Here is a 26,832-nt window from a genome sequence, read left to right as displayed (position 1 = left end):
ATCAGTTGAGGAAGGCAATGAGCGAGGCACCGGCGCCGACGGCGGCGCCGATCAAGCCGGCGAGCAGGAGCAGCAGCGGCTTGGCCTCGCCGCGTCCGCGCTTCGCGAGCATGTCGATCCGCCCTTCAAGCCCGGCGACGATGCCGTCGAAGCGCATCAGGAAGACCTCCAGCTCGGACAGCCGGCTGACAATCTCCGTCTGAGTCAGCTCGATGTTCTCGAACTGGGCCGGAGGGACCTCGCCGCCGGACGTTTCGCTGCTGCGCTGGATACCGCGCTGGTTGAGCTGAAGCTGGCGCTGCGCCGCCATCAGCACTTCGAGCTTCTCCAGCACACGGGTCAGCGGCGCCGCAATGAGCGCCTCGGCCGCCTGCTCGTCCAGCGTCGGCGCATAGAGGATGCGCTCCTCGCCGCTGGGCGAGATCGCCACGATCGAGAGATCGCGCTGGCGGGCCGTCACGCTCTCCGGCAGCGGGATGTCGAAGGCGTGCTGCCCGTCGCCGACGCCGTTGCGACGAAGGTCGGAGCGCAGCTTGTCGGCCGTGGCTTCGGCGATCTTCTGCGCGCCGAGCGAGACGACGATCTGCATTCGCGCACTCGGCTGGCTGCGATCGAACGCCCAGCCATAGAGACGGCCATTGTCGATCGCGTCGACGCGACCGGCGACGCCGGGAGGCGCCTCAGTGGCCTTGGGTTTCTGCTGCAGGGGAATGGCTTCCGCGGCGGATGGCATTGCGTGCTCCTTCAAGCCGGGATGTGGACGCGAGCGAGCGCGTCGAAGAGTTTGAGATAGTCCTGCGCGACCGCATCGATGGTCGGCGGTGTAACGGCGTTCGCGGAAAGGCGGCGCCAGAGATCCGGGTCGCCGGCGGCCAACCGTATCGTACGGGCAAGGTCGATCGGGTCATCGGGCGCGACGGTGAGCCCGTTCAAGCCGTTCTTGATCATCTCGGCCATGCCGCCAATGCCGCTGACGATTACCGGCCGCCCCTGCTGCTGGGCTTCCTGGATGACGAGTGGGGCGTTTTCCCACCAGATCGATGGAATGACGACCCAATCGACGGCGGCCATCAGGGCCGGCACGTCTTCCCGACGGTACGACCCGCGCCGCACCACATGCGACGCCGTGCGGGCGAAGCGCTCGTCCAGTTCCGTCTTGAACGCGTCGGCCTGGAAAGGCGTGCCGCCATGGACGCGGAGTTCGAAGTCGGTCCCGGACTGGATCAGCCGTTCGGCCGCGTCGAGCAGGACCGTACCGCCCTTCCACGGGTTGAGATTGCCGAAATAGCCAAAAATATTGCGCGGCGCGCCATCCTCGCGAAGCGACGGCACCCTGCCCTCGCCCGGCTGGCCATTGGAGATGACGTCGATCCTGTCGGCGGCCAGTCCCCAGGCGATGAACCTGTCCTTCAGGAAGGCGCTCGGCGAGACGAAGCGGTCGATCGTGGTCAACAGCGTCTTCAGATAGCGCTCGCGCAGCAGGAACTGGTCGGCGGCGATTTCCGGGAAGCAGCCATGGCAGCGATCCGGCGAAGCGCCATGGCAGCGCTCGCGCCCCGTCGTGCGCATCATCAGGCCATCATGGGCGCAGATCAGATAATAGTCGTGAAGCGTCATGACGATGCGCGCCTGTGGCAGCACGCGACGCACGAGCGCGGGAAACTCCGCGCCGATCAGCAGCAGATGATGGATGTGGACGACGTCCGGCCGGAACTCGAGCAGCAGTTCTTCCAGATCGGGGATGACGCCGTAGAGATCGACCTGGCTCATGAAGAACCGGTCGAAATGGCCAGCCCAGAGCAGGATCTCGTCGACGCCGTTGCCAATACCCTGGAAGCTGGTGCCCGGCTTCTCGTCGCGGTGGATACGGTTGGTGGCACCCAGGAAGAGCGTCTCGCTGCCGGCCCGCTGATAGGCGCGGAACAGGTCATGCGCGAAGATCTCGGTGCCGCCGGGATGCAGGTCGGGGTGGTTGTGGGCGACGACCAGAATGCGTTCGGCCATGCTCACCCCGTCTTCTCGACAACGAAGATGTCCTGGTAGTGCGCCGCCTTTTGGCCGCGCCAGTGACCCAGGCTCTTCAGGGAGATCGAGAGGCCCAGCCGCTGGATGATCCGCTCGAAGAAGCCGTCATCGAAGCCGACCGCTGAGAGCGGCGCCGTGCGGTCGACGAGCCAGGCGGGCCCGTCCTTTTCGCGCTTGAAGGCAAGGCGCGGATCGCGCTGCGGCAGGGCTCCTTGCGCCGTCTCGTCCAGCACGAAGGCGGTGATGAACAGCCGCCCGCCGGGCGCGAGCAGGCGCTTCGCCTCGCGGATATAGGAAGCGATTTCGAGCGGAGGCAGGTGCGTCGCCACCGAGATCATGAAGATGAAATCGAAGCTGTCCGGCTCAAATGGCAGCCGCAGCGCCTCGCCCTTGATCGCGCCTTTCGGATTGTAGATGTGATGCGCGACGTCGATGTGGTCGAAGCGGAAATTGTCATAGACCGGCGTGATATGCTGCTTGCACCAGGCGATGCCCTCGGCGACGGGATCGACGCCCCAATAGGCCGCGCCCGGGGTCAGATACTGCGTCAGCGGCACGGCGATGCGGCCGATGCCGCTGCCGATATCGAGAACGCGATCATCCGGCAGGATGCCGCCGAGCCTCACCAGATGGCCGAGAAACTCGGCGCCGATCGCACGGTAGTCGCCATCGCCGACAAAGATGCTGTCGATCGTGGGCTCCGGCAGGAAGCGGTTGGCGAGGACGCTCTGCGTCAGCCAGGCGAGACGCTGTTCGTCGAAGTCCGGGCGGGTCGGAATATCGGAAACGGGCTCGAGCGCGGTGACGGTCATGCGGCGCTCCTGCGATCGCCGATGGTCTCGTCCACCCGCTCGGCAGGCGCCGGTTCCCCCATCAGCTTGCCAATCACCGGGTCCCAGCGCTGGGTATGCAGCCAGGAATTGTAGCGAGACGCGATGCCCCGCATGTAGTCGCCATTTCGGCGCATGGAGCGGCGCTCGAGATGGTAGAGGGCGACGTCCGGCTCATAGGAGACGTTCATGCCGGCCGCCCGGATCTTCAGGCAGATGTCGCTATCCTCGTAATCGCCGATCACATAATCCTCCGAGAAGCCGCCGACATCGGCGAAGGTCTCGCGCAGCATCACCAGGCAGGCGCCCGTCACGGCCGGGACCAGACGCGGCTTGTTCGCCGCCAAATGGCCGCCTGGCATGCCCTTGAAGAAATGGTGGTTGAGCCAGGTGCCCCGCGCATCGCGCTGGAAATAGAGGCCAGCATGCTGGAGCGATCCATCCTCGAACAGCAGCTTCGGCCCCACCGCGCCGATCCGCGCCGACCCGCCCAGCTTGTCCGCTAGGCGGGACAGCCAGTTCGCGTCGGTCGGGATCACGTCCGAATTCAGCAGGTTCACGACGAGGCCGCGCGCCAGCCCGACGCCGGCATTGTTGGCCCGGGCATAGCCGCCATTGGCGCTCATCACCGCCAGCGTCATCGGCATCTTGTAGAGGCGGTGCAGTCCGCCGAGCATATGGCTGACATCGTCGGCCTGCTCGGGGGAATCGAGCACGAAGATGATTTCGGTCTGGTCGCGCAATCCCGGATCGGTGGCAAAGGCCGCAATCTGGAAGCGCAGATAGTCGAGCACGCGATAAAGCGGAATGACGATCGAGAAGACCGGCTCGGCCAGTTCCGCACCGAAGCGTTCGACCTTGGCGATGCCGACTGACTTGACGACGCGGCGCTGGATTTCGGCCAGTGCAGGGCCCAGCGTCGTCGACAGCAGGGCGCCGGTCGCGTGCTGGAGCGGCACCGAACGCAGTGCGCCCGCCCGCATCGTCGCGGCGTCGATCGGCTGGGGCTTGGGAATGAGATTGACCTCGGCGCCGGATTTCAGCCGCATCCGAAAGCGCGGCTGCAGGATCGGCCCGGCCGGCTTGTCATGCGGAAGATAGGCGATGAAGCCGGTCGCGTCGTCGCGCCCGCTGCCCTCCGCCGTGCCGACGCGGCCGGGAAACAGATGCCAGACCGTATCGAGGGAACGCGTGGCCTCTGCAGTAACGTGATCGATCCCGGCGATGAGATCCTGGGGATCGCGAAACCAGCCGCCGACCAGCAGGCCGCCATCGAGCGAGAGAGCCAGATCAACTTCTGCTCCCGGCTGGAATGCCGCGAGTTCGACGGATTTGGGCGGCAGGGCGGCTCGGGCCTGCATGTCGATGACGGCGAGGCGCGCTTCCTCCGACTTCACGGAAAGCGTGCGCACGAGGAATTCGGTCAGGGCGCCATCGTTGCGGCGCGTGCCCCACCAGCGGAGAAAGCTCGCGGTCCGCGCCCCGATCTTGCCGAGCGCGCGGATCGCCGTGCCATTCTCGCCGATCAGCACCAGGGTTCCGGCCGCCAGCGTCGTAGCGTTGCCATCGACCAGCAGTGTCATGCCGCGCCTGCCGCTGCGATCAGGCTTGCGGGCGTAGATTTCGCAGGTCAGCCGCCGCACGCCCTGCGCCGTGACCAGATGGGCCGACGAGATGGAGCCGAGATCCGCGCTGGTCGCGAACTCGATGAGGGCCGTATCGCGGGTCGGAAAGCAGGCGAGCGTCGCCGGTGCGTTGCCCGGCTGCAGTTCCTGCGCCAGCAACTGAACGGCCTCGGCAAAGGCGGAGGAGCGCGACAGCCGGAAGGCGCCGCACCAGGAGGTGAGAAAGGCCGTCAGCAGCGAGACGCGAGCGCGGCCATCCAGATCCTCGACCAGGGCGGCGATATCGGACCCGATGAAGGGATCGGCAGGATCGACCTCGACGGTGTCAGAGGGACCGAGCGTGCCGGCGGAAACGATGAGCTGAAGCGGGCTGCGGGCGCGCAGCGCCCAGAGGATTCGCGTGCCGCCATCTACGCGGCCGAGGCGCAGGCTTGCGAGCGGCGCGATGATCTCGCCGTCCTGCCGGGCGCAGCGCGGGGGAACCGAGCAATGGCCGGGAATATCCCAAACGACCAGCGATACATCCGAAGCGAGCTTGATGCTGCGAACGGACTCAGCTTGGTCGTTTCGGGGCGATAACGGGACGATTTCCAGCATGCCGGGCACCTCGGTATCGCAAACTCACGTGAAAACTACTACGGCGCCCGGCGGGAGGGATCCGGACGCCGTAGGGATCAGCCGACTAGTGGTCAGCCAATGACGAAGTAGCTGCTCGGATGGCTGTGAACGTCGTCTGCGTTGACGTTCGCGAGCGTGATGGAATCGCCATTTCCAAGGTCAATGACCGTATTGGCGCCGACCTGGGTCGCACGCGCAGCAAGATCATCTGCCGAGGTGATGTCAGTGCCGTTGATGTTCTGCGAGATCTGCAGAAGATCTTCGCCGGCATGGAAGTCGAGAACGACGTCGTTGCCGCCGCCGCCCGTGAACACGAACACGTCCTGGCCGTTACCGCCGGTCAGGATGTCATTGCCGGCACCGCCGATGAGGACGTCGTTGCCGTTGCCGCCGTTCAGGATATCGGCGCCATCGCCGCCCGAGAGAACGTCGTCTCCGTTGCCGCCGAGCAGGATGTCATTGCCCGCCCCGCCGTCCAGGATGTCGTTGCCATTGCCGCCGTCGAGGATGTCATTGCCCTCGCCGCCGAACAGCTGGTCGTTGCCGTTGCCGCCGAACAGCTGATCATGGCCTTCGCCACCGAACAGCGCGTCGTCGCCATTGCCACCGAACAACAGATCGTTGCCGGCATCGCCGTAGAGGGTGTCGTTGCCCGCTTCGCCGAAGATCGTGTCGTCACCCTCGCCGCCGAAGACGAAATCATCGCCAGCGTGGGCGAAGATTATGTCGCTGAAGCGCGAGCCGAATAGGACGTCGTCATACGCCCCGCCTTCTAATGTGGCCATTGAGGTCTCCTATGTCAGTCGCATCTCACCGCCCAGATCAAACTGTCTCAGCGGCCGCCCATCTCTCGCGACCGCTTTGGATCCCGGAAGATATGACGCACTGCACTATAAGCGAACAGCAGATACAATCAATGCCCAAGACGCCAAATATACTCTTTAGATCAGAAATAGACTAATGCAATTAGAGACTTATAGCAGTTTATTTGCACGGTTACTTGTCTATCTATCGAACTATATTGTTTCGAAATTTGAATCATATTCGACTGCACCATGCTGCAGTGCAGCAAGATCAACCACTTACTCTTCGTGGAAGGCGCTGTTCAGGCTGTCCGTGATCGGAGACAGCAGGTAGTCGATGGCGCGACGCGGCTTGTTGATGATCAGCACGTCGGCGGGCATGCCCGGGTAGAGCTTGACGTCGGGCGCTGACGCCAGCGATTCCGGCAGCACCTCGGCGCGCGCCACGAAATAAGCGGAGTTGGTCCGCTCATCCACCTCGTGGTCCGCGCTGACATAGGTCAGGCGCCCTTCCAGCGGAGCATGGCTGCGCTGGTTATAGGCGGTCAGACGTACCCGCACGGGGGCGCCGACCCGGACGCTGTCGATATCGGTCGGACTGAGTCGGGCCTCGATGATCAGGGGCTCGTTTTCCGGCACGATGTCCATCAAAGGCGCGCCCGCGCTGATGGCGGATCCGACGGTGCGGACCTGCATGTTGACGATGACGCCGGCCTGGGGCGAGCGGACCTCCAGACGCTGCAGCACGTCGCGCGAGGCGATGATCTTCTCGTCGACATCGGCCAGTTCGCCGCGAGCCGTGGCGATCTCGCCCGCAACCTGCTGCAGCCAGTCTGATGACAGCGCCAGCAGCTCGAGGTTGGCGCCGGCCTTGGCCTGCTCGATCTTCGCCTTGTTGGCGACCATCTCGCCGGCGTTGCCCACCAGCTGGCTCGCGCGGGAATCGAGCTCCAGCAATTGCGACCGCTTCGACAGCCCCTTGGCCACCAGCCCCGCAATGGTATCACGCTGCTCCTGCAGCAACTCGGTCTGGCGCTTCGTCGACTCGATCTGTGCCCTCAGCGCAGCGGCTTCCGCGTCGTGCTGCTCCACGGCCTTGCGCTGGACATCCAGCCGGCCGGCCTTGGCGGCGACACGGGTCGAGAAGAACTTGCGCTCCGCCTCGACCGCGTCGAGCGCTGCCGGGTCTTGGGATTGCAGCAGTTCCGGGGGAAAGTCGACGCTCTCGGCATCCGCCTGCTCGCTGCGAAGGCGGGCGAGCTTGGCCGTCAGTGCGAAGCGCCGGGCCGTCAATTGCTGCAGCTCCGAGCGAGCGCGCGTGTCATCCAGCAGGATCAGAGGCTGGCCGACCTTGACGGTATCGCCTTCCTTGACCAGCAGGCGCTTCAGGATGCCGCCTTCGTAATGGCTGACGGTCTTGCGCTTGGAATCGACGATGACGGATCCGGTCGCGACCGAGGCGCTGTCGAGATTTGCCGAATAGGCCCAGCCGGCAAAACCGCCGAAGCCGATCAGGACAGCCAGGACGCCGGCCAGCACAGGCGTCCGAAGGCTGGGTTCCCGTTCGAGAAATTCCCGCCTGGCCTGGCGGATCGTCGAGGGATAGACGATCGCGGGCACGGCTTCGCGCCGGGCCCTTTCGAGCTCGGTTCGCGTCTGCTTGGGCAATGTCATCGACGATCTCCGCCTTGCGCTATGGCCGGGCCGGGTTTCGGCGCCGACCGCTCGCCGGTCATCGGGGAAACGATGTCCGTGCGCGGGCCATATTGGGAAACGCGGCCATTCTCGAGCACCAGAAGCTTGTCGGCGACTTCCATGATCGCCGGACGATGCGCGATCATGATGACGATCGCCCCATCCGCCTTGGCCGACCGGATAGCCCGGATCAGCGCCTGCTCGCCGGTTGCGTCGAGATTGGCATTGGGCTCATCGAGCACGATCAGCCGCGGGTGGCCGTAAAGGCAGCGCGCCAGCGCCACGCGCTGGCGTTGCCCCCCGGAGAGGGTCAGGCGCGCATCGCCGACGGGCGTGTCGTAGCCGAGCGGTAGCCGGCCGATCATCTCGTGTACATCGGCGGTTCGAGCGGCCTCGATCACCGCCCGCGGATCGCCATCATCCATGCGGGCGATGTTCTCGCGGATCGTGCCATCGAGCAGCGATACGGATTGCGGCAGATAGCCGACCAGCTGGCCAAACGAGGTTCGCTCCCAGAGGTAGACGCTGTTGCCGTCGAGATAGACGCCGCCGGCTGTGGGCTTGATGATGCCCACGAGCAGGCGCGCGAGCGTCGACTTGCCGGCCGCGGACGGGCCGATGATGCCCAGAACTTCGCCGGGGGACAGGCTGAACGAAATGCCCTTGATGATCGGAACGTCCTGGCCCTGCGCCGCATAAATGAGCCGGTCGACGACGAGGTCGCCCTCGGCGACCGTGGTCGGCATCGTCTGGCGCTCGGTTCCCTCGCCGTCGAGCAGCTCGCGAACCCGCTTCCAGGCGCCACTCGCCATGATCCATTGGCGGCTGTTCTCGACCACGCTGTCGAAGGGCAGCAGCAGACGACCCATGACGATGGTGGCCGCGATCATCGCGCCGCTGGAAATCTCCTGCCGGATCGCCAGAATGCAACCCAATGCCAGCACGAACAGTTGCATTCCGTAGCGGACGGTTCGAGTCACCGTCGAAATCACGCGTCCGCGACGGTTGCCGGTTTCCAGCAGATGGAGGGCACTGAATTGGGCTACGCGCCAGCGAGCCGCAAGAGCGGCCATCATTCCCATGCTCTCGATGGCTTCGGCGTGGCGTATCTGCCCGGCGATGCTGCTGATCGCCTCGACATTTGCCTTGTTAGCTTCGCTCAAAAGTCCGCGCGTGAATATATCCATAGCCACGCTGGATATGATCAATATGAGCACAGAGACGATGCCGGCGATTCCGAACCCTGGATGCAGCATGAAGAGCACGGTGAGAAAGATCGGACTCCAGGCCGCCTCCAGCGGAGCGCTGACGGCATGACTGGTCAGGAAGTTGCGGATGTCCGAGAGATCGCGAAGCGCCTGGGCCGCCTTGCCGGCGCCTTCCCGCGCCGACGCGCGGATGGAGGCCGACAGAACCGGCTCGTTCAGGCGCCGCACCAGACGACCGCCCATGACCAGGAAGACCTGCGAGCGGATGAAGTCGAGAATGCCATAAAGGATCAGCGCGCCGGCCGCCAAGACCGACAGCATCGCCAACGTGTCCATGCTCCGGCTGTTCAGCACACGATCGTGCACCTGAAGCATGTAAAGCGGAACCGTGAGTTGCAGAACATTGATGAAAGCACTCAGAATTGCAGCATAACCCAATCCCGTCATAAAAGACCGGCGGGCTTCTATTGCGACGGCTTGTGGATAGGTAGCATTCCCCTGCGTCTTCGAAGCTGCAACATTCATCGACGTTGCTTCAATTTTCGGCATAATATTGGATTGCCTTGAAATTGTCATTTCTGAACTTTATCGTTCAGCTTCAAGGGTGTCCAGAACATACATTTAGTCGAAATTTCGGACAATCTTACGGAGTTCTTGATTCGGTATCGTCTATAGCGTGGGGGATTCCAATCAGTTGACAGTGAATTCTAGAATACTTGGAAATTTGAACTAAATTCAGCAATGCGGGGTCATAATGTCGCGAGAGCTTCTGCAAGCGGCGGTAGAAGTCGAAGAGTCGGAAAACATCTACTCATCGAACAATTCCTCTTCCAGCGTAATCACGGTCGTCACCGAGCATGATCGGGGGCACGTCACGCATTTCGAGCTGGCAAGGACGATAGAGCGGGTCAACCGGCGCTTTACCGATCTGCTGCGGATCGAGATGGGCAAGCTCGGCGTCGGCGATATCGGACCCGCCCAGGTCATGGTGCTGTTCACCATCGGCAATGGCGAACTCTCGGTCCGCGACCTCCTCGACAAGGGCCACTATCTCGGCTCGAACGTCTCCTACTATCTCAAGCAGCTTGTCGATCTCGGTTATATCGACCGCGTCGCCTCGCAGCGCGATCGCCGTTCGGCGCGCATCAGCCTGTCGCAGAAGGGGCACGACCTGTGCAACGCCCTGCGAACGGCCGACGACACCTATCATCGCCTGCTGGTGCGGGACGAAGATGAATCGCGCGAGCTCGACAACGCCTATCGACTTCTCCAGAAGCTGGAGCTCGTCTGGACCAATGCGACCCGCTACGGCGCCTAGGCATCCGGGCGTGGCGTTCGCCCCGGTGCAAGGCGCGATAGCGTGAAGGTGCTGTTCATCCACCGACGCGGGATAGGCCAGTTCGAACATCTGGCCTTGAACCTCGCCGCCGGGGGCAGCGACGTCACGCTGATCACCGAGACCGTGGATCAGCGTCTGCCAGGCGTCCGTATCGTCCGGCACCGGGCCGAACCGCCGCCGAGGCCCGGGGTCGTCCAGAGCAGCCCGCTCGCGACCACCGAGCACCATGTGCGCATCGGCTTGCGGGTGGCGGAGACGCTCGAGGCCCTGGTCCGCGCCGAGGGCCCGCCGGATATCATTTTCGGCCATATGGGCTGGGGCAGCATGATGTTCGTCAAGGACGTCGTGCCGCGCACGCCAGCGCTTGGATATTGCGAGTTCTTCTATAGCGCCGAAGGCGCGGATGTCGGCTTCGATCCAGCCGACGTCATCGATCTCGACGTGCGCCAGCGGCTCCGGCTGCGCAATGCGGCCCAGCTTGTCACCCTCGACGCGATCGAGGCGGGGATCAGCCCCACCGGATGGCAGCGCAGCCGCTATCCTGCAAGCGCCCAGCGCCGGATCGCCGTCTGCCATGACGGCATCGACGTGCGGCGCTTCCGGCCCGACGCCGGGCGCGGCCTGACCCTTCCCGGCGGGCGGGTCATCAAGGCCGGCGATCCCGTGGTCACCTTTGCGGCGCGTGATCTCGAGCCCTATCGCGGATTCCCGCAGGCCGTGAAGGCTGCCGCGCGGGTGCTGGAACGCAACAAGGATGCGATCTTCGTGTTCGCCGGCGGCGATTCCAACAGCTATGGCGCCTCGCGCCGCGACGGAAAATCCTGGAAAGAAGCGATCCTGCAGCAAACGCCGCTGGACCCGAACCGGGTGTTTTTCCCCGGCCACATTCCGCATCAGACGCTGACGCGGCTGTTCCAGATTTCCGCCGCGCACATCTATCTCACCTACCCGTTCGTGCTGTCATGGTCCGTGCTGGAAGCCATGTCCTGCGGGGCCCTGGTGATCGGGTCGGCAACGCCGCCCGTGCAGGAAGTGATCCAACACGGACGCAATGGCCTTCTCGTGCCGTTCTTCGAGCCGGACGCGCTGGCCGAGACGATTCTGGACGTGCTGGCGCGTCCGCAGGCCTTCGCGGACATGCGCCGCGGCGCGCGCCAGACAATCGTCGAGCGCTATGCCCTCGACAAATGCCTGACGCGACAGCGCTCGCTGATGGCTCAGTTGCTGGGGGCTTCGATGCGTTCGGTCGCCGCCGCCGGTTGAGGACGGGCGTCGGCTACCGGCTCGACGGCGCAGGCTTTCAGCGTTCCCGTATAGAGCATCCCAAGCAGCGGCATCACACGGTCGGCCGTGGGGTCGAACTCGCCATGCGCGACATTGTCCTTGGGGACGTGTCGGCTCGTGGCGGGAACCCCTTGAGCCACCTGGAAAGAGCAGGAAAAGGCGGCAGGCTCCTGCAGCAGCGCCGGGCCGGGATAGAGAAAATCGCAGCTGAGCATCGACAGCAGGAACTTGAAGAAGCCGTCGCGCACGCCGCCCTTCAGCATGGCGGCTTCGACGGTGCCCCCCGGCGTGGTGATCTCCAGCGCCGAAATATCCGAGGCGCAGACATAGGCAAGGGCGAGCGGCCTGCCCTTCTCGAATTTGAGGTTCAGGCTGTAGCCGCCGAGATCCGCCGTGGTGGCGGAGAAACGCCGGTTGCTGTAGTTGCACGCCGGCACGCCGTGCGCCTCGATCAGCGTCTTCGCGTCCAGCACCTTGGCATCGGCGAAATGCTGCACGTCGATCGGCAGTGGTAGCGCTCTCGGACGTGCGGGCGCCGCGAGGATGCGCTCCAGATCGTCGGCGACAATGTCGGCGACGATCGTTGTGGCGACCGGACGGGCATAGTGACCGAGGTCGGAATAGAAGGACGGATCCGAGACGACCTCACGGCCAAAGCGGCGCATCAGGTGGCGAGAGACGTTCACGACAGACGTCTCGTACCACTCCGAAATGTAGTGCATGCCCGCATCGATCGCCGGCACGGCGCTGACATAGGAAGCGCCCCGCGCTCCGAATATCAGCGTCACGATGCGCAGGGCCGGGTTCTGCGCCAGCGCATAGCGGATGATGCCCTCGTAGAAGCGGGCCCAATGGCGGAACGGGCGTCTTTCGTCGCCATAGACGAAGGCGTCGTTCAGCGCATATTCGATGATCAGGACGTCTGCCTCGGCGAGATGATGCGCATTGGCCTTGAGCTGGAACAGGCCAAAGCCCGAGGTGGTGCCGCCCACCGAGAGATCCGCAACCACCTCAAGCGGCAGGCCGCGCTGTGCCATTCGCGTCAGCAGGCTGGGCCAGTAGCCTGGCTGCATGACCGTATTGGAACCGCCGATGACGATTGTACGAAGCGCCATGCGCGCTGCCCTCCTTGCGTGTTAAGTGGAGAACCGGGGCATCAATCGGCCATCGGCCGGATGGCGGCGCGGCCGGCCGGAGACAGGCCGCCGCAACGCCAGACGCTGTAGGGCGTCGGGCTGTCCCAGTCGAAATAATAGGCTGCGGTGACCCGCCCAGCCTGGATGTCGCGATCGATGACGGCGCGAACCTGGTCTATGAGGGCCGCTCGCTTGTCATCCTCGATCGGACAGGTTGGCGAGGTGTTGGCAACGCCCCATTCGGTAATCCAGCAGGGCTTGCCGGCCTTGTCCGTGCCGCAGAAGGAAAGGACATCGCGCACCAGACCGTCCCGGCTGGCCCGCGTATGGTTTCCGCCCGGATAGAGATGAATGCCATAGGCATCAACGTACTGGTCGAGCCCGCGGCGCTGCATCTGCGCCGTCCATTCGGGCGCCGGTATGATCGCGAGCCCGATCCGGCGGGAAAAAGGGATGGGCATGTCGGCAAGGCCGGCCGAGATGAGCTTCGCATCGCGGTTCAACCGCGATGCCTGCAACTCCTCATGCGTCACGCGGACGATGTCGACATAGCGATCGAGGCCCTGAGCGATTTTGGCCGGATCGCCGGTCTCGGTTGAGTCCTTGCGCTGGCTCACCGCCAGATCGCCATTATAGCCGGCCCAGTTGATCTCGTTGCCGGGTTCTACGGCGACAAGCTCGATGCCCTGGCTGTCGAGCTTCGCCAAGGCGTCGCGGATGACGACGCGATAGCGTTCGGGGTCGAGATCCGAGAGACGGAACGCGTCAAAGCTCTTGCCCTTGGCGGAGCGTCGCTTCGTTCCCTCCGGATAGAAGGCGCGATTGTTGAGCGATATCTCCAGCAGGATCCGCAAGCCGGCTTCATGCGCGATGCGCACCGCATCGAGGCTCGGCTCGACCGGGGCGCTCAGGGAGAGGCGGACCGAGGCGACGCCGCTCTTCTTCATCGCGTCGATGATGGCCTGGCGCTCCGCCGGCTTCTGCCAGCCGAGATTAACCCGGTTCAGGCCAATCTCGGCGGCATCGGCGGCTGGGCTAACCCAGGCGCCGAATGCCAGCATCATCCCGGCGAAGACCGGAAGGATGCGCTTTGCGATATCAGGCCGCTTCATGGGCTCGGGCTACCGGCTGCGGCGCGAGGGCCGCGGCTGGCTGCTTGATGCCGATGTCATTCAGCGCGGTGCGGAAGTTGGTCTCGCAGGCGTTGTAGCGATCGATCGTGGCCTGGGCGTCGATGGTCGACAGGAATTCCTTGAGATAGGCCTTCTTCTGCCCCTCACGGTTCCAGATATTGGCTTCCAGATGCGGGAAGCCGATGAATTCCAGCATCTCACGCATGCGATCATCGACGGCGATCATCAGCGAAGGTACGCCGGCCTGCATCGTGATGATGCAGCCATGGAAGCGGCGGCCGAAGGAGAGGTCGAGCTGCGAGGCCCAGGTGCGCCAGCGATTGGTGTCGAAGAAGACATGCAGGTCGTTCTTCCGCTGCCACTTTTCCTGGTGCTTGTACTCAAGCGGCGCGACGATCCGGCCGGAAGGCGCGTCATAGGCGGGCGTGGCATCGTCGCCGACGATGCTCATGTTGTAAACGACCACTTCGTCCTGGATGACATAGTGGGCGGTGCTGTCGGGCTTGAGCAGCACATGCGCGTCGACGATCGTATCCGCGACGCTGCCGAGATAACCGCCAAAGGCGATGTTCTGGGACTCGACCAGTTCCGGGTTGGCGATCTTCGTCAGCGCCTGGCGCATGCCGTCGGGGTTGAAATAGAGCGACGGGCAGCCGGTCGGCCGCACGAACTTCATCCCTTGTTCCTTCAGGAACTCGGAGGTGAAATAGCCGCGCGTCAGGAAATAGCTTTCCTTGTTGCGCAGCACGTCGAGGAACTTCTGCGTCCCGGCCGGCAAGTCGTCGCGCAGGTTGGCCTTGCGCTGGATGCCGATGCCCATGACGACGACCGGCATCTTCAGCTTCTCGAAAACCGAGGCTTCCAGATCGGCCGAATAGCCCGGCCGCAGCAGATTGGCGGAGGCGAACACGCAGATATCGAACGCCTGGCTCAGTTCATCATAGGCGCCGGGCTGCGACAGGCTGTTAGCCAGGTGCCAGAACGGGACATAGGTGACGTCATGATCCTTCAGCGCATGCGCAGCGCCCTCACCGATCAGATAATTGCCGGTGTTGGCGATCTTCTTGACCTGCTCGATGACGTCCTTCTTGGAGCGGATGTCGTCGAAATAGGGCTTGTGCCGCACGGTCGCGCCAGACGCGCTGGCGACGGTACGTTGAAGATAGGAAGGGATGCCGGTCAGCAAGATGCGCATGGCGCTCGTCCTCTGAAGGTTTGCATATCCGAAACAGGGAGCCGCCCTGCCCGCTTTCGGACGGGACCGGGCAAGGCGGCGAACTCGCGAACTAGTTCAGGCCGATATCGCGAAGCGCGGTCCGGAAGTTGGTCTCGCGGTCGTTATACTTCTCCACGACCTGCGGCACGTTCAGATCTGCCAGATGATCGGAAACGAACTCGGCGCGGTCGTTGGCGGCCTCCAGTGCCGAAGCTTCGATCGCGGGCAGGCCCGTGAAATTCAGCATCTCGCGCATGCGGTCATCGACCGCCACCATCAGGCCGGGCACACCGGATTGCAGGGCGATGATGTTGCCGTGGAATCGGCGGCCGATGGAGAAGTCCATAGACGAGGTCCAGGCGCGCCACTGGTTGGTATCGAAGAAGGTATGCAGCTTGAGCTTGCGCTGCAGCTGGTCCGAATGCTTGTAGGCCATGTCGCCGATCATCTCGCCGGACGTCGAGTTATAGACCCGGCCATCCTTGTTCGGCTCGACCTTCATGTCGAAATGCAGGAACTCGTCCTGGACGACATAGAAGGATTCGCTCTCCGGCTTGCTCAGCATGTTCACGTCGCGAACCGCCTCCTCGGTCGCGCCGAGATAGCCGGAGAACACGGTCCGGCCGCTGCCGACCTTCACGTCCGGCAGCCGCTTCAGCGCCGCACGCATGTTGTCGGGAAGGAAATAGACCGACGGGCAGCCCGTGGGCCGCACGAAGGAGAAGCCGCGCGACTTGAGGAACTCGGCCGTCTCGTGACCGCGGGTCAGGAAGTAGTGCTCCTTGCCCTTGAGGACATCGAGCAGTTCCTGCGTGCCTTCCGGCAGGCCGGATTCGAGATCGGCGCGGTTCTGGATGCCGATGCCGAGCATGACGATCGGCATGTTGAGGTTCTTCAGCACAAGCGCCTCGGCATCGGCCGAAAGCCCCTTGCGCAACAGGTTGGCGCAGGTGAACACGCAGATGTCGAAATTGGCGTTGATCTCGTCGAGACCCGTGCCGTTGGTGCACGAATTGTGCAGATGCCAGAACGGAATCTGGGTCGCGCCGGCCGGCATGGCGCGGAGCGCGCCCTCGCCGATCAGGTAGTTGCCGGTATTGCTGATATTGCTGAGCTCACGAAGGAAGGCTTCCTTGCTCTCGGGCTGGAGCTGTTGCTCGCCATAGTTCACGGTCGCGCCCTTGGCGCTCCGGACGAGCCTTGTGTAGTGGCTAGGAATACCCGTGATCAGGATCCTCGAACGCATGCAAACGCACCTTTCCTCTTGTCACGACGTCGTCAGGCGACGGCCGCGACTTCAATCTCAGTGATGGGTTGTGAATCGGCCGGACGGTTGGGTGTCCGCGCGACGATCCGCGGTGTGGTCGAAACAGACTGGTCACACCATTCGACGAAGGGACCGAACGAAGCGGCCCAGGAGCGGCCGGAAGCGGTGAACAGGCCGCCGTCGCGAAGCCGGCCGAGCCGATTGCGGTCGCGGGCGAGCGATTCCACGGCATTGGCGAGGTCGGCGACGATCTTCAGATCGGACTCGCCCTCGATCAGGATGCCGTCTCGGCCATCGGTAACGAGCTCGTCGACCGCGCCGACGGCGGTCGCGACCGGGACGCAGCCGACGAGTTGCGCCTCGGCGATCATCAGCGGCGCGCCTTCCCAGCGGGACGGCATGATCAGGATGTCGCCCCAGGCCAGGATCGCCGCGATCTCGCGGCCGCCGAAGATCGGCGGACGAACGGTGACGCCCAGTTCGCGCAGCTTGCCGGTCCAGGAACTCGGCTGTTCGGCGAGGATCTCGCCTCCCACGGCCAGCGCCTCATAGGGAATGTTGCGAGCCCGCAGCTCCTGCAGCGCCGCGTGGATGCGGTCGATGCCCTTCTGCGGCTCGAAGCGGCCCATGTAGAGGATGCGCAGCGGCGCATCGGCAGCGCGGGCCTGCCGGTTCTGCACGATTTCCGTCAGCATCTTCGGTTTGACCGAAATGCTCGGCGCGTTGGCGACCGCGTAGATCTTCTCCAGCGGCACGCCATAGCTGTGCAGATAGACCTTGAGCTGCTCGGAGCAGGTCAGGAACGCATCGTAGCAATGCTCATGCGCGATGGCCGCGAAGGGCTGGCCCGCCGGGCGGCGCAGCGGGGTCTCGTCCACCACATGCAGGTAGCAGGCGGTTCGCGTGCCCTCGGAGCGCAATCGCGCCATCAGCGGATGCACCGCCATGACGTGGTTGTTGATGATCAGGTCGAAGCCAGAGAGCTGACCCTTCAGCGCGTTCCAGTCGACGTCGTGATATTCGGCGATGAAGTCCTGACCCAGGAAGCGATTGGATCCGCCCCAGGCCGGGATGCCCGCCTTCCAGAAATGGATGAAATCGAACGAGGCGTCGAACTCGTCGAGCACGTCCATACGGGCATTTCCGAGCACGAACAGATGCGTCTCGAAGCCTTCGGCCTTCAACTCGCGCGCCGCCGCGAAGGCAACCTTCTCGGCGCCGCCGAAAGACGCGTTGGGCACGAGGAGCGCAAGCGTCCGCTTGCCGCTCTTGGCGTGGCCGAGCGGCAGGACCGGCGAGCCGCCCACCTCCGTGCGCAGCTGCTTGTAGAGCTCCGACAGGGCCGGCAGGCGGGACTCGCGCCAGGTCCAGCGCTTGGCTGCCACGGCCTGCAGCGGGCTGGTGGCGATGGTGTGCACCAGGTTGATGAGCGACTGCTCAGGCGTCGCGGAGGAGCGCTTCGGCGCCTCGGCCGGGAAGGGAAAACGCACCTTGACCACGGCGACGGTCGGCCAGACCTGGTCGGCGGCGATCGAGCCCAGCCAGTCGAGCGCATTGTTGCGGATCGCGTCGCGGACGATGGTCGACGACATGAAGATCAGATCGGCGCGTCCCTTGCGGACATGGCCGGAGGGCATGACTTCGATATCGATGCCGCGCTCGGCCGGGACATTGCGGATCTGCACGAAGACGACATTGGCCGATTCGGTCGCCCGCTCCAGATGCACGAGCAGGTTGGGCCAGAGGCGCGACTGCTTGAGCAGCTTCAGTGTCTCGCGGCTGCCAGCCGCCAGGAAGGGCGGGAAGTGGAAATTGTCCGGCTCGGCAGCGCTGCCCCAGAAGGCGCGGATCGCCTCGTCGAAGTCGAGGATCGATGGCTCCATCGTCGGATCGGTGAAGCAGGCGATGGTGCCGTCGCCGGTGCGCAGCATGGCGTAGCGCGGCGATTCCTCATGCTCGAAATCGACCAAGGTCGAACGGCGGAACAGCGCCTTGTGGCGTCGCCGCAGGAAGCTGAGCGAAGCGGCGCGGTCGCGGTTCGCTTCCTTGAAGCGGCTTTCCGCGCGCAGGCGATATTCGAAGGCCGTGTCGTGACAAGGCACGCCGACGAAGCCGGCCTCGATGCAGGACAGCCAGAACTCCCAATCCTCGAAGCCGTTCTGCCGGTCGGCGTCGAAGCGCACGCCAGCCTCGAAGACGTCGATCGAGATCATCGAGCCGGTGTCGCAGATGTTGTCGGACACGCAATGCGTCAGCCGCGAATAGCCGTCGCCATAATGCGCGCCCCAACGCACGGAGAAGGTGTCGATATTGGTATAGACCCAGCCGCACTGCTCCGCCTTCAGGCGCGCATACAGCGTGTCGATCGTGGTGGGGAGGACGCGGTTGTCAGCGTCGAGAAAATAGACCGCCTTCGCATCGGGCAGGTTTTCGACGATGAAGTCGATCGCCCGATTGCGCGCGCCGCCCGGGCCCGCATTGGGACCAAAGATGACATGCAGTTCCGGCCGCGTCGCCGCATAGAGCGTCAGCGCATCGAACACCTCGCGGCGCGGATCGCCATCGACGGAAACGACGACCTCGATGCGGCAATCGGTGACGGATGCGCAGGCCGTCTCCAGTGCCTCGACCGCCAGGGCAGCATGGCCATAGAGCGGCATCGCGATGACGACGAGATCCCGGTCCTCACTGAGCATGGAGGGCCTCCCCGCGCGGCTCGACGTCGAAATGCCGGACCATGCGGAAATCGAACACCTTGAGCCAGGAGAAGTCGACCGAGTCGCCCTTGGCCCGGCTCAGGATGACGAGGTTCATGGTGCGCTGCGTCGGGCTGTCGAGCATGATGTTGATGCTCACCGGCTCGCCGGCCGCGACATCGCGCCAGCCGCTGAAATAGGCCGAGCGACGCGCGGTGCCCTCGCGTTCGAGGATGGCGATTTCGGAGCGCAGATTGGCAGCGCTGGGCGCCAGCAGGAAGCCGACAAGCGCCGGCTTGCCCTCGGCGTGGTCGATGACGGCGCGGGCCGAGAAGCGGACCGTGCCCGGCGCCACGACATTCGCCACCGCGCCAGCGGAGATGCCGGACGGAAGCGGATGGCAGACGATCGCATCTTCATGCTCGAGGAAGCGGATGGTCTGGAAGTCCGGCACGATCGGGCTGACGGACACGTCGGCGACGGCGCGCAGTGCCTCGAGCGGCAGGCGATAATCCTCGATGCGGCGTCCGCTGATCAGCGAACTCGGCGCGATCGAGTTCGGCAACGCGGTCGGGCGCACGCCCGGGATACCGGAATAGATCTTGATGGCGAGTGGCCGGTGATCGAGATCGCCATGCGGCGAGCGCGCCCGGGCGGCGTAGCGGCGGCTGGCGATAGGATGTCCCAGCGACGGCGCCGGCGGCTCCGAGCCATTGGCGGAAATGCGAAGGCGAAGCGTGCGCGGGCTGCCGTCGCAGGCCTTCGGCAGCGAGAAGAAGTTCCAGTCCGCGGCGAGATCGGAGAAGGGCACGACCCATTCCGCAACGCCTTCGCCATTCTCGACATAATCGAGCGTGACGACCACTTCCCCGCCACCCTTTGTCAGGTTGCGGAAGTGCAGCGCGAAGCCGCTCACGCCGAAGCTCGACACTGGAAGAAGCTGCTCGACCCAGCCATCGGTCATCAACCGGCCGATGCCTTCGTCCTTCGGATCCACGAAGACGTCATGCGCGAAAATCTCGCTGGCCGGCTCCCAGTTTCGAGCGCGGAAGGCGTCTTCGAGCACGCGGAAATTTTCAAACAGCGTTTCCCGCTCGCGCCGGAGCATGACGAGCTCCGTCGCCATGGTGCGGGCGTAGTTGGAAATGCGCCCGAGGCCGGATTCCAGCACAGTCTGGATCAAGGCGGCGACCCCGTCGACATCGCGATCGATGCGCAGGATCGGCGGCGCGGGGATGGTGGCCAGCCGGGCCAGAGCCTTGATGGCGGCCTCGACCTCCACGGCCGCGGCCGGCGAGGCGACGACGGCGAGCACGGGATAGACGTCGCGCATCGTGCCGTCGCTGCGGAAAAGCTCGTCCGTGAAGGTGACGATATGCGCCAGCGGACCCGAGGCCAGTTCGGTGCGGTCGCTGGCGCCAGCCAACACCATCCGAAGCGCAGCCTTGGTTTGCGTGGGGAGAACCGGCTCGAACTGGCTCTTGATAGGTTTGTTCACGTCGTAGCGTCCGTTCATGCAGAGCAATCCAGTCAAAACCGCGACCAATACGATTAGACAATCTTGCTTGTTCTTCAGCTACGTCAACTAATATCGCCTCGTTTTGCACTGCACAACAATGAACTCAATAAATATTCAATCCTATTCTCGATAGTCATTGTTTCAAAATTAGAAATGAAATGCGCGCTGCCCGAACCCGGGATACTTTGGCGATAGAACAATACCCACGCGCAGCAAACTTCCTCATGATCCCATGGCTATAGGTCACCGGACGACCGAAACGCCTCAGCACCAATCTTTCCGCCGCGCGCGGAGGGGAACGGGCCAGCGAGGGTTTCCGGCTGCCGGGCATGGGAGCGCAGTTGCGCACCTGGCCTCCGCGCGGCGATCAACGGGCGGAGCCAAGGCAGTTTTCTGGGAAAGTTCGGGCGGTCCGATTGCCGGCGAGGCAGCCTGGGGGCATGGGTGCGCCGGGCTGGGATCAAAGCCGGAGCCGAGCGCCTGGCACCCGGAGCTGCCCGCAGCAGGCAACGCGGCGAGCGGCAATCTACCGATGGTGCGGATTGTGTGCCGAGGCCGTCAGGACGCCGGTCGGCACACCGGCAAATATCGCCGGCGGGTGCGGGGGCCTAGGCAGGGACGCGGCATGACGAACAGCGAAGTCCGGCCTAGCCGGGCCTCGCTGCGATCGGCGCGCGTGCCGAAGACTACTGGGGGCGCGGCAGGCTGGCGCGGACGTCTTCGCGGGTGAGCACACCGGCGAGGATCGCGCCGAGCAGCGCGCAGACCACGAGGCCGAGACCAGCCCAGAACATGACGAAATAGGCACATCCGCCGCCGCTGCAGCCGACATTGATGATCCGCTGCAACAGCATGCCGATGCCCACACCGGTCCCCACTCCGACGATGCCGCCGAAGATCAGACCAAAAAAGGCCGCGAAAGCGATACGCATGGTTTTGTCCTGAAACTGGAATCAATTCGCCGGTGAGGATTAGCATCGATCCGCGACCGTGCCTGTGTCCTCCGTCACGCAGTCTTGTTATAGCTGACGTTCATTTCCGATTGGTTGACGCGACCTTTCCGCGCGACGGGAGACTGTCCATGTCCGAGATCCAGATCGACGTCGTCACCGACATCGTCTGCCCCTGGTGCTTCATCGGCGTCGTGCGCCTGCACAAGGTTCTGGCCGACACCGGAATCGAAGCCCGCATCCTGCATCATCCGTTCTTCCTGGACCCCGACGTGCCGCCGGAAGGCATCGACGTTGCCGAGAAGCTGCGCAAGCGGTTCGGCGGAGACCCGGCCGCGATGTTTGCGCGGGTCGAAGCCGAAGCCCGCAAGAGCGGCATCCCGCTCGATCTTTCGAAGCAGCCGCGCCAGCGCCCGACTGCGGCGGCCCACACGCTGATCCGCCACGCGCTGGCCAAGGGTACGCAGGACGCGCTGGCGACCGCGCTGTTCGAGACCCACTTCCTCCAGGCGCTCAACATCGCCGACCCCGACGTGCTGGCCGGCATTGCAGCGCGATACGGCTTCGCCGCCGACGAGGCGCGCCGATTGGCCACCGACGCGGCGGAACTGGAGATCACGCGCCAGGAAGCGGCGGCCGCAGCCCAGGGCGGCATCAGCGGCGTGCCCTTCTCCGTTTTCAACCGCCGGCTTGCCCTATCCGGTTGCCAGCCCGAAGATGTCTTCCACCAGGCGCTGGCGCAGGCCGCTTCCACGACTGTCGAGGCCGGTGCCTGAGACCCCTGTCTGCCAGCAAGGAGGGCACCTGCATGGTTCGCACGTCTCACATCTTTCCCGTGCTGCGGTATCGAAATCCACGAGCGGCGATCGAATTCCTGGTCACGGGTTTTGGCTTCGAGGTTCACGCCCTGCATGAAGGGCCGGACGGCGAAGTCGTGCATGCTGAACTGCGGCTCGGCCAGAACATGATCATGCTGGGCGGCTTCAGCACCGAACTGGTCGCCAGCGGCCGGACGGCGAGCGGCGGGACCGGCGGCGTCTATGTCTCGGTGCGCTTCGTCGATGGCCATTACGACAAGGCCGTCGCCGCCGGCGCCAAGATCACGCGCCCGCCCGAAGACATGGAATACGGATCGCGGGAATATTCCTGCCGCGACATCGAAGGTTACGAATGGTCGTTCGGCACCTACGATCCCCTGGGCGAGGAGGGAAAGGTCGCGGACGCGTAACCGCCGAGGGCAATACATCCTCTGATCGCAGCGACAGGACTGGCTGATCCGCCTGTCGGCTCCTATTTCGAAGCAGGGACTTTCGTGCGCTCCGGCCCATGTGGCGAAAGGAGATCAGCATGACTTCGAACAGGATACTCCCCCCGGCCCTCGTGGCGGCCCTCCTGCAAGTCGCCGGCCTGCCCGTGGCGCTGGCTGCCAGTCCGGCACCGCTGGACGTGATCATCCCCGATCTCGACCCGCAGGGGGCACTGCTCGATGAGGCGGCGCTCTGCGGGCCTGCGGGCGGCGGCCCCCTTCTGCGCGGCCGAAACAGGAGCCCCGCTGTCGCATGGTCGAACGCGCCGGCCGGGACCAAATCCTTCGCGCTGCTCATGACGGATCCGGATGTACCCTTTGATCCCTCGGTGCTGCTGAGCCCGCGACCGATCCCGATCGAGGCGCCGCGGGTGACGCGCTACCACTGGGTGCTCTACGACATGCCGGCGACGCTCAAGGCCCTGCCGGCGGGCGCGGACGGCGACGGCTTCGTGCCGCATGGCAAGCCGCCAATCAGGACGGAGTGGGGCCAGCGCGGGGTCAACGCCAATACCTGGATGCTGGCCGGCAATCCCGGCTTGCGGGGCACCTATGCCGGCTATGACGGCCCCTGCCCGGCGGTCAACGACCTGAAGCCGCACAGCTACACGATCACCGTCTATGCGCTAGACGTCGAGCATCTTCCGGCCAAGCCGCTCATGACTGGAGCCCAGCTCGTGCAGGCGATGGAAGGGCACGTGCTGGCCAGGGGGCAGGCCGTGGGGCTCTACTCGCGCAACCCCGCGCTGCGCAAGACCGAGTCCGAATAGCCGGGAATTGAAACGTCGAGGGCTAGGATACGCGGCGAAACAGGCCCGGGTAGAGCGTGATCAGGCCATTTTCCTCGGTCTCGATCTCGGCTTTGAACGTGCCATCTACGGCTTCGTACAGGTAGCGACGCCCTGCCTCGAGACAGGTGTAGCGTTGACGGTCGAGCGTGATCTCGAGATCGGGCAAGCGGACATAGACCGCCGTGATCTCCTGCGACTCTCCTTCGGCGAGACCGAGCCGGCGGATCGTCAGCATGTTGGTTACGGGGCTTGCCGAGAGATCGACATCGCTGGCGCCGACCAGGGCCGGAACGCGCTTGCCGTCGCTGTTGCGCCAGAGACCGTCGCCATCCGACTGCAGGGAGATCTGGGGGCCGCCGACCACGGCAACGCGCGCCTCGGCGACACGGCCGTCGGGATGGCAGCTCAGCTCATAGCGGGCGGCGAAGCGCGCTTCGCCTCCGGAAAGCAGGGCGCCCTCGGCCACAGCCCCCTTCGGCCGATCGCTGAAGACCATATGCTCCAGCCCCTCGCCGTCCCAGCTCTGCCAGCGCACCGCCTTCGACATATTGGCCCCTATCGCGTTGTTCTGCCCAGTATGATCCGCCTAACGGTCGAGGCCAGCAACGAGAAGGTACTTCTTCTCGACGAACTCATCGATGCCGTGATGCGAGCCCTCGCGCCCATTGCCACTCTCCTTGACGCCGCCAAACGGCGCCAATTCGGTCGAGATCAGGCCTGAATTAATGCCGACCATACCGTATTCCAGCCCCTCGCCGACCCGGAAGATGCGGCCGATGTCGCGGGAATAGAAATAGGCCGCCAGGCCGAACTCGGTGTCGTTCGCGGCCTGGATCACCTCCTCCTCGGTCTCGAACTTGAACACGGCCGCGATGGGGCCGAACGTCTCTTCGCGGGCGAGCTGCATGTCGCGTGTCGCACCGGTCAACACGGTCGGCTCGAAGAACGAGCCGCCGAGCGAATGGCGATGGCCGCCCAGCACCACTTGGGCGCCCTTGGCCGTGGCGTCCTTCAAATGTTCTTCGACCTTGTCGATCGCCTTGTCGTTGATCAGCGGCCCCTGCGTGACGCCGTCTTCCGCGCCATTGCCAACCCGAAGCTTCTCGACAGCCGCCGTCAGCTTTTCGACGAAGGCGTCGTGGATGCCGGCCTGCGCATAGATTCGGTTGGCGCAGACGCAGGTCTGTCCCATGTTGCGGAACTTCGACACCATCGCGCCTTCGACCGCCGCGTCGAGATCGGCATCGTCGAAGACGATGAAGGGCGCGTTGCCACCCAGCTCCAGCGCCATCTTCTTCACGGTCGTGGAAGCCTGGCGCATCAGCAGCTTGCCGATTTCGGTCGAGCCGGTGAAGTTCACCAGCCGGATCGCCGGGTGCGAGGTCAGCACACCGCCGATCTCGGACGAGCTGCCCGTCACGACGTTGAACACGCCCTTCGGAATGCCGGCGCGATCGGCCAGTTCGGCCAGCGCCAGTGCCGTCAGCGGCGTCTCGCCGGCGGGCTTCAGCACCACCGTGCAGCCGGCGGCGAGCGCCGGCGCGACCTTGCGGGTGATCATTGCGGCCGGGAAATTCCACGGCGTGATAGCGGCGACCACGCCGGTTGGCTGCCGCAGCACCAGGATGCGCGCATCGGCGCGATGGCTGGGCAGCGTCTCGCCGGCGATCCGCTTCGCCTCTTCGGCGTAGAACTCGATGTAGGAATTGGCATATTCGATCTCACCCTTGGCCTCGGCCAGCGGCTTGCCCTGCTCCGAGGTCAGGATCAGCGCCAGATCATCCTGATGCGCGCGGATGCGCTCAAACCACTGGCGGATCAGCTTCGAGCGTTCCTTGGCGGTCTTGGCCGCCCAGAGCTTGAAAGCGGCGGCGGCGGCATCGACAGCCTGGGTCGTCTCATCCGCGCCGAAGCGGGGCACGCGGCCGATGACGGCGCCGGTCGCCGGGTTCGTGACATCGATCGAGGGCTCGCCGATCCAAGCGCCATCGACATAGCACTGGTCCTTGACGAGCGTCGGATCGATCAGCTTCAAGGTCTTGACGGTCGACTTGTCCATAGTGCTACTCCGTTACTTCGAATGGCCAATGGCCGCGGCCTGGAACCGTTCCATTCGCGCTCCGACGATAGCGCGGCGGCGGCGGGTCCGCCATCCAGCGTATAGCCCTCGTGGGAAGAGGGCAGCAAAGTGGAAGCGAGCATGCGACCGTTGCACGGCCTCACGACAGTCATCGCCCTCACCGCCGCCCTGCTCACCCTAGCCCCCGCCCAGGCCCAGACCATGACCCCGCAAGCCACGCTTGAATCGCTGATGACGCCGATGGGCCTGCCCGCCGATCGCTTCAGCCCATCTTTCCTCGCGCAGTTGCCCGTGACGCAGGTCCAGGGCGTGGTCGCAGGGCTGGTTGCCAAGCATGGCCCGTTGCAGCGGATCGACCCAACCGAAGACGGCTATACGCTTCGCTTCGCCAGGGCCAATGTGCCGGCCTCGATCACGCTGGACAAGGAGGGACGCATCATCGGCCTCTGGTTCGGTGCGGCCGAAACGCTGGGCTCGATCGCCGATCTCGCCGGCGAAATCCAGGCGCTCCCCGGCAGGACGGCGCTGCTCGTCGTCAGCGACGGAAAGGACATTGTTGCCCATGCGGCGGATCAACCGCTCGCGGTCGGCTCGGCCGCCAAGCTCGCGGTCCTGGTCGCGATCCAGGATGCCGTAAAGCAGGGCAAGCTGCGCTGGGATCAGGTCGTACCGCTCGATCCCGCCTGGAAGTCGCTGCCCTCCGGCCAGTTGCAGGATTGGCCGGACGGAACCCCGCTGACGCTCGCAACCCTCGCCAATCTGATGATCTCGATCAGCGACAACACGGCGACTGACGCGCTGATCCGCATCGCCGGCCGTGAAGCAGTCGACGCCATTTCGCCCGCCAACGCGCCCTTCCTGACGACGCGCGAGCTTTTCACGCTGAAGACCACCGCGAACGCGCCGGTGCGCGCTGAATGGGCAGCAGGCGACACCGGAACGCGGCGCGCCCTTCTGGAGCAGATGGCGAACGAGCCCCTGCCCCCGGCGGCTGCGATCCTTTCCGACGTCACCCATGAAGTCGAATGGTTCTTCACGGCGCGCGAGCTCTGCCGGCTGCTCGACCAGACGGCCGCACTTCCGAGCGTCGCCATCAATCCAGGCCTCGCTGACGCCAAGGCGTGGAAGTCCTTCGCCTATAAGGGCGGCTCGGAGATCGGCGTGCTCAACCTCTCGACCCGCGTCGTCGGAAGGGATGGCGGTGTTCATTGCGTCGTCGCAAGCTGGAACGATGATGCCCCGCTTGACGATGAGAAGCTGTTCGCCCCCTATCGGGGCATCCTCAATCGCCTTGCCGAGCGGGAGTAGACC

General features: G+C 64.6%; 22 protein-coding genes. 6 read left to right on the top strand and 16 right to left on the bottom strand.

Annotated elements, in window-relative coordinates:
* Nucleotide 1: 1 nt before the first annotated feature.
* From ACHMWQ_RS14315 to ACHMWQ_RS14285, 7 genes are all read right to left on the bottom strand, one after another.
* A complete protein-coding gene (locus tag ACHMWQ_RS14315; protein WP_354548959.1) occupies nt 2-733 on the bottom strand; it encodes a hypothetical protein in 732 nt (243 codons plus the stop codon).
* A gap of 11 nt (nt 734-744) precedes the next feature.
* On the bottom strand, nt 745-2,004 hold the full coding sequence (locus tag ACHMWQ_RS14310) for a glycosyltransferase family 4 protein (RefSeq protein WP_396307965.1): 1,260 nt from the start codon (nt 2,002-2,004) through the stop codon (nt 745-747).
* Between the two features lie 2 nt (nt 2,005-2,006).
* Complete coding sequence (locus ACHMWQ_RS14305) at nt 2,007-2,837, bottom strand: class I SAM-dependent methyltransferase (protein ID WP_396307964.1); 831 nt, start codon at nt 2,835-2,837, stop codon at nt 2,007-2,009.
* Entirely contained in the window at nt 2,834-5,077 is a 2,244-nt protein-coding gene (locus ACHMWQ_RS14300) for a glycosyltransferase (RefSeq protein ID WP_396307963.1), read from the bottom strand. Before ACHMWQ_RS14300 ends, ACHMWQ_RS14305 begins: the two co-directional genes overlap by 4 nt.
* A gap of 92 nt (nt 5,078-5,169) precedes the next feature.
* Complete coding sequence (locus ACHMWQ_RS14295) at nt 5,170-5,883, bottom strand: calcium-binding protein (protein WP_396307962.1); 714 nt, start codon at nt 5,881-5,883, stop codon at nt 5,170-5,172.
* A gap of 297 nt (nt 5,884-6,180) precedes the next feature.
* Nucleotides 6,181-7,575 (bottom strand): HlyD family type I secretion periplasmic adaptor subunit, encoded by a 1,395-nt coding sequence (locus ACHMWQ_RS14290; RefSeq protein ID WP_396307961.1) that lies wholly within the window; start codon nt 7,573-7,575, stop codon nt 6,181-6,183.
* On the bottom strand, nt 7,572-9,353 hold the full coding sequence (locus ACHMWQ_RS14285; protein ID WP_396307960.1) for a type I secretion system permease/ATPase: 1,782 nt from the start codon (nt 9,351-9,353) through the stop codon (nt 7,572-7,574). The genes ACHMWQ_RS14290 and ACHMWQ_RS14285 overlap by 4 nt, the downstream gene beginning before the upstream one ends.
* A 205-nt stretch (nt 9,354-9,558) precedes the next feature.
* Here ACHMWQ_RS14285 and ACHMWQ_RS14280 point away from each other — a divergent pair, with 205 nt between their 5' ends.
* Nucleotides 9,559-10,122, top strand: coding sequence for a MarR family transcriptional regulator (locus ACHMWQ_RS14280; protein WP_354548951.1), 564 nt, complete (start codon nt 9,559-9,561; stop codon nt 10,120-10,122).
* A gap of 42 nt (nt 10,123-10,164) precedes the next feature.
* Entirely contained in the window at nt 10,165-11,406 is a 1,242-nt protein-coding gene (locus ACHMWQ_RS14275) for a glycosyltransferase family 4 protein (protein ID WP_396307959.1), read from the top strand.
* Here the strand turns inward: ACHMWQ_RS14275 and ACHMWQ_RS14270 are convergent.
* The 7 genes from ACHMWQ_RS14270 to ACHMWQ_RS14240 all read right to left on the bottom strand — a co-directional run bounded on the left by ACHMWQ_RS14270 (nt 11,361) and on the right by ACHMWQ_RS14240 (nt 21,326).
* On the bottom strand, nt 11,361-12,542 hold the full coding sequence (locus tag ACHMWQ_RS14270) for an SGNH/GDSL hydrolase family protein (protein WP_396307958.1): 1,182 nt from the start codon (nt 12,540-12,542) through the stop codon (nt 11,361-11,363). The two genes, ACHMWQ_RS14275 and ACHMWQ_RS14270, sit on opposite strands and share 46 nt — an antisense overlap.
* 41 nt (nt 12,543-12,583) lie before the next feature.
* Nucleotides 12,584-13,675 carry a glycoside hydrolase gene (locus ACHMWQ_RS14265; RefSeq protein WP_396307957.1) on the bottom strand — a complete coding sequence of 364 codons (1,092 nt, stop codon included), beginning with the start codon at nt 13,673-13,675 and terminating at the stop codon, nt 12,584-12,586.
* Entirely contained in the window at nt 13,662-14,891 is a 1,230-nt protein-coding gene (locus tag ACHMWQ_RS14260) for a polysaccharide pyruvyl transferase family protein (RefSeq protein WP_396307956.1), read from the bottom strand. The genes ACHMWQ_RS14265 and ACHMWQ_RS14260 overlap by 14 nt, the downstream gene beginning before the upstream one ends.
* A 91-nt stretch (nt 14,892-14,982) precedes the next feature.
* Complete coding sequence (locus ACHMWQ_RS14255; RefSeq protein ID WP_396307955.1) at nt 14,983-16,158, bottom strand: polysaccharide pyruvyl transferase family protein; 1,176 nt, start codon at nt 16,156-16,158, stop codon at nt 14,983-14,985.
* Between the two features lie 32 nt (nt 16,159-16,190).
* Entirely contained in the window at nt 16,191-18,875 is a 2,685-nt protein-coding gene (locus ACHMWQ_RS14250; protein WP_396307954.1) for a glycosyltransferase, read from the bottom strand.
* Nucleotides 18,865-20,307 (bottom strand): DUF6212 domain-containing protein, encoded by a 1,443-nt coding sequence (locus ACHMWQ_RS14245; RefSeq protein ID WP_396309448.1) that lies wholly within the window; start codon nt 20,305-20,307, stop codon nt 18,865-18,867. The genes ACHMWQ_RS14250 and ACHMWQ_RS14245 overlap by 11 nt, the downstream gene beginning before the upstream one ends.
* Before the next feature lie 773 nt (nt 20,308-21,080).
* Nucleotides 21,081-21,326, bottom strand: coding sequence for a hypothetical protein (locus tag ACHMWQ_RS14240; protein WP_354548941.1), 246 nt, complete (start codon nt 21,324-21,326; stop codon nt 21,081-21,083).
* A gap of 149 nt (nt 21,327-21,475) precedes the next feature.
* Here ACHMWQ_RS14240 and ACHMWQ_RS14235 point away from each other — a divergent pair, with 149 nt between their 5' ends.
* The 3 genes from ACHMWQ_RS14235 to ACHMWQ_RS14225 all read left to right on the top strand — a co-directional run bounded on the left by ACHMWQ_RS14235 (nt 21,476) and on the right by ACHMWQ_RS14225 (nt 23,420).
* Nucleotides 21,476-22,120, top strand: a complete 645-nt coding sequence (locus ACHMWQ_RS14235) for a DsbA family oxidoreductase (RefSeq protein WP_396307953.1) — start codon at nt 21,476-21,478, stop codon at nt 22,118-22,120.
* Between the two features lie 32 nt (nt 22,121-22,152).
* On the top strand, nt 22,153-22,572 hold the full coding sequence (locus tag ACHMWQ_RS14230; RefSeq protein ID WP_396307952.1) for a VOC family protein: 420 nt from the start codon (nt 22,153-22,155) through the stop codon (nt 22,570-22,572).
* Nucleotides 22,573-22,691: 119 nt separating this feature from the next.
* Nucleotides 22,692-23,420 carry a YbhB/YbcL family Raf kinase inhibitor-like protein gene (locus tag ACHMWQ_RS14225; RefSeq protein ID WP_396307951.1) on the top strand — a complete coding sequence of 243 codons (729 nt, stop codon included), beginning with the start codon at nt 22,692-22,694 and terminating at the stop codon, nt 23,418-23,420.
* A gap of 22 nt (nt 23,421-23,442) precedes the next feature.
* On the opposite strand, the gene ACHMWQ_RS14220 is transcribed toward ACHMWQ_RS14225, so the two are convergent.
* Both ACHMWQ_RS14220 and ACHMWQ_RS14215 read right to left on the bottom strand, forming a co-directional pair.
* The gene (locus ACHMWQ_RS14220) at nt 23,443-23,988 is read right to left on the bottom strand and encodes a putative glycolipid-binding domain-containing protein (RefSeq protein ID WP_396307950.1); all 546 of its coding nucleotides are present in this window, start codon (nt 23,986-23,988) and stop codon (nt 23,443-23,445) included.
* A 39-nt stretch (nt 23,989-24,027) separates the two neighbouring features.
* Nucleotides 24,028-25,500, bottom strand: coding sequence for an NAD-dependent succinate-semialdehyde dehydrogenase (locus ACHMWQ_RS14215; protein WP_396307949.1), 1,473 nt, complete (start codon nt 25,498-25,500; stop codon nt 24,028-24,030).
* Between the two features lie 141 nt (nt 25,501-25,641).
* On the opposite strand from ACHMWQ_RS14215, the gene ACHMWQ_RS14210 reads away from it, so the two are divergent.
* Nucleotides 25,642-26,829, top strand: a complete 1,188-nt coding sequence (locus ACHMWQ_RS14210; RefSeq protein ID WP_396307948.1) for a serine hydrolase — start codon at nt 25,642-25,644, stop codon at nt 26,827-26,829.
* The last annotated feature ends 3 nt before the right edge of the window (nt 26,830-26,832 follow it).

Source organism: Kaistia sp. UC242_56 (genome assembly GCF_044452255.1).
Classification (GTDB): domain Bacteria; phylum Pseudomonadota; class Alphaproteobacteria; order Rhizobiales; family Kaistiaceae; genus Kaistia; species Kaistia defluvii_A.
The sequence above is the reverse complement of the archived record's forward strand: the minus strand, read 5'-3'. Positions and strand labels throughout refer to the sequence as shown.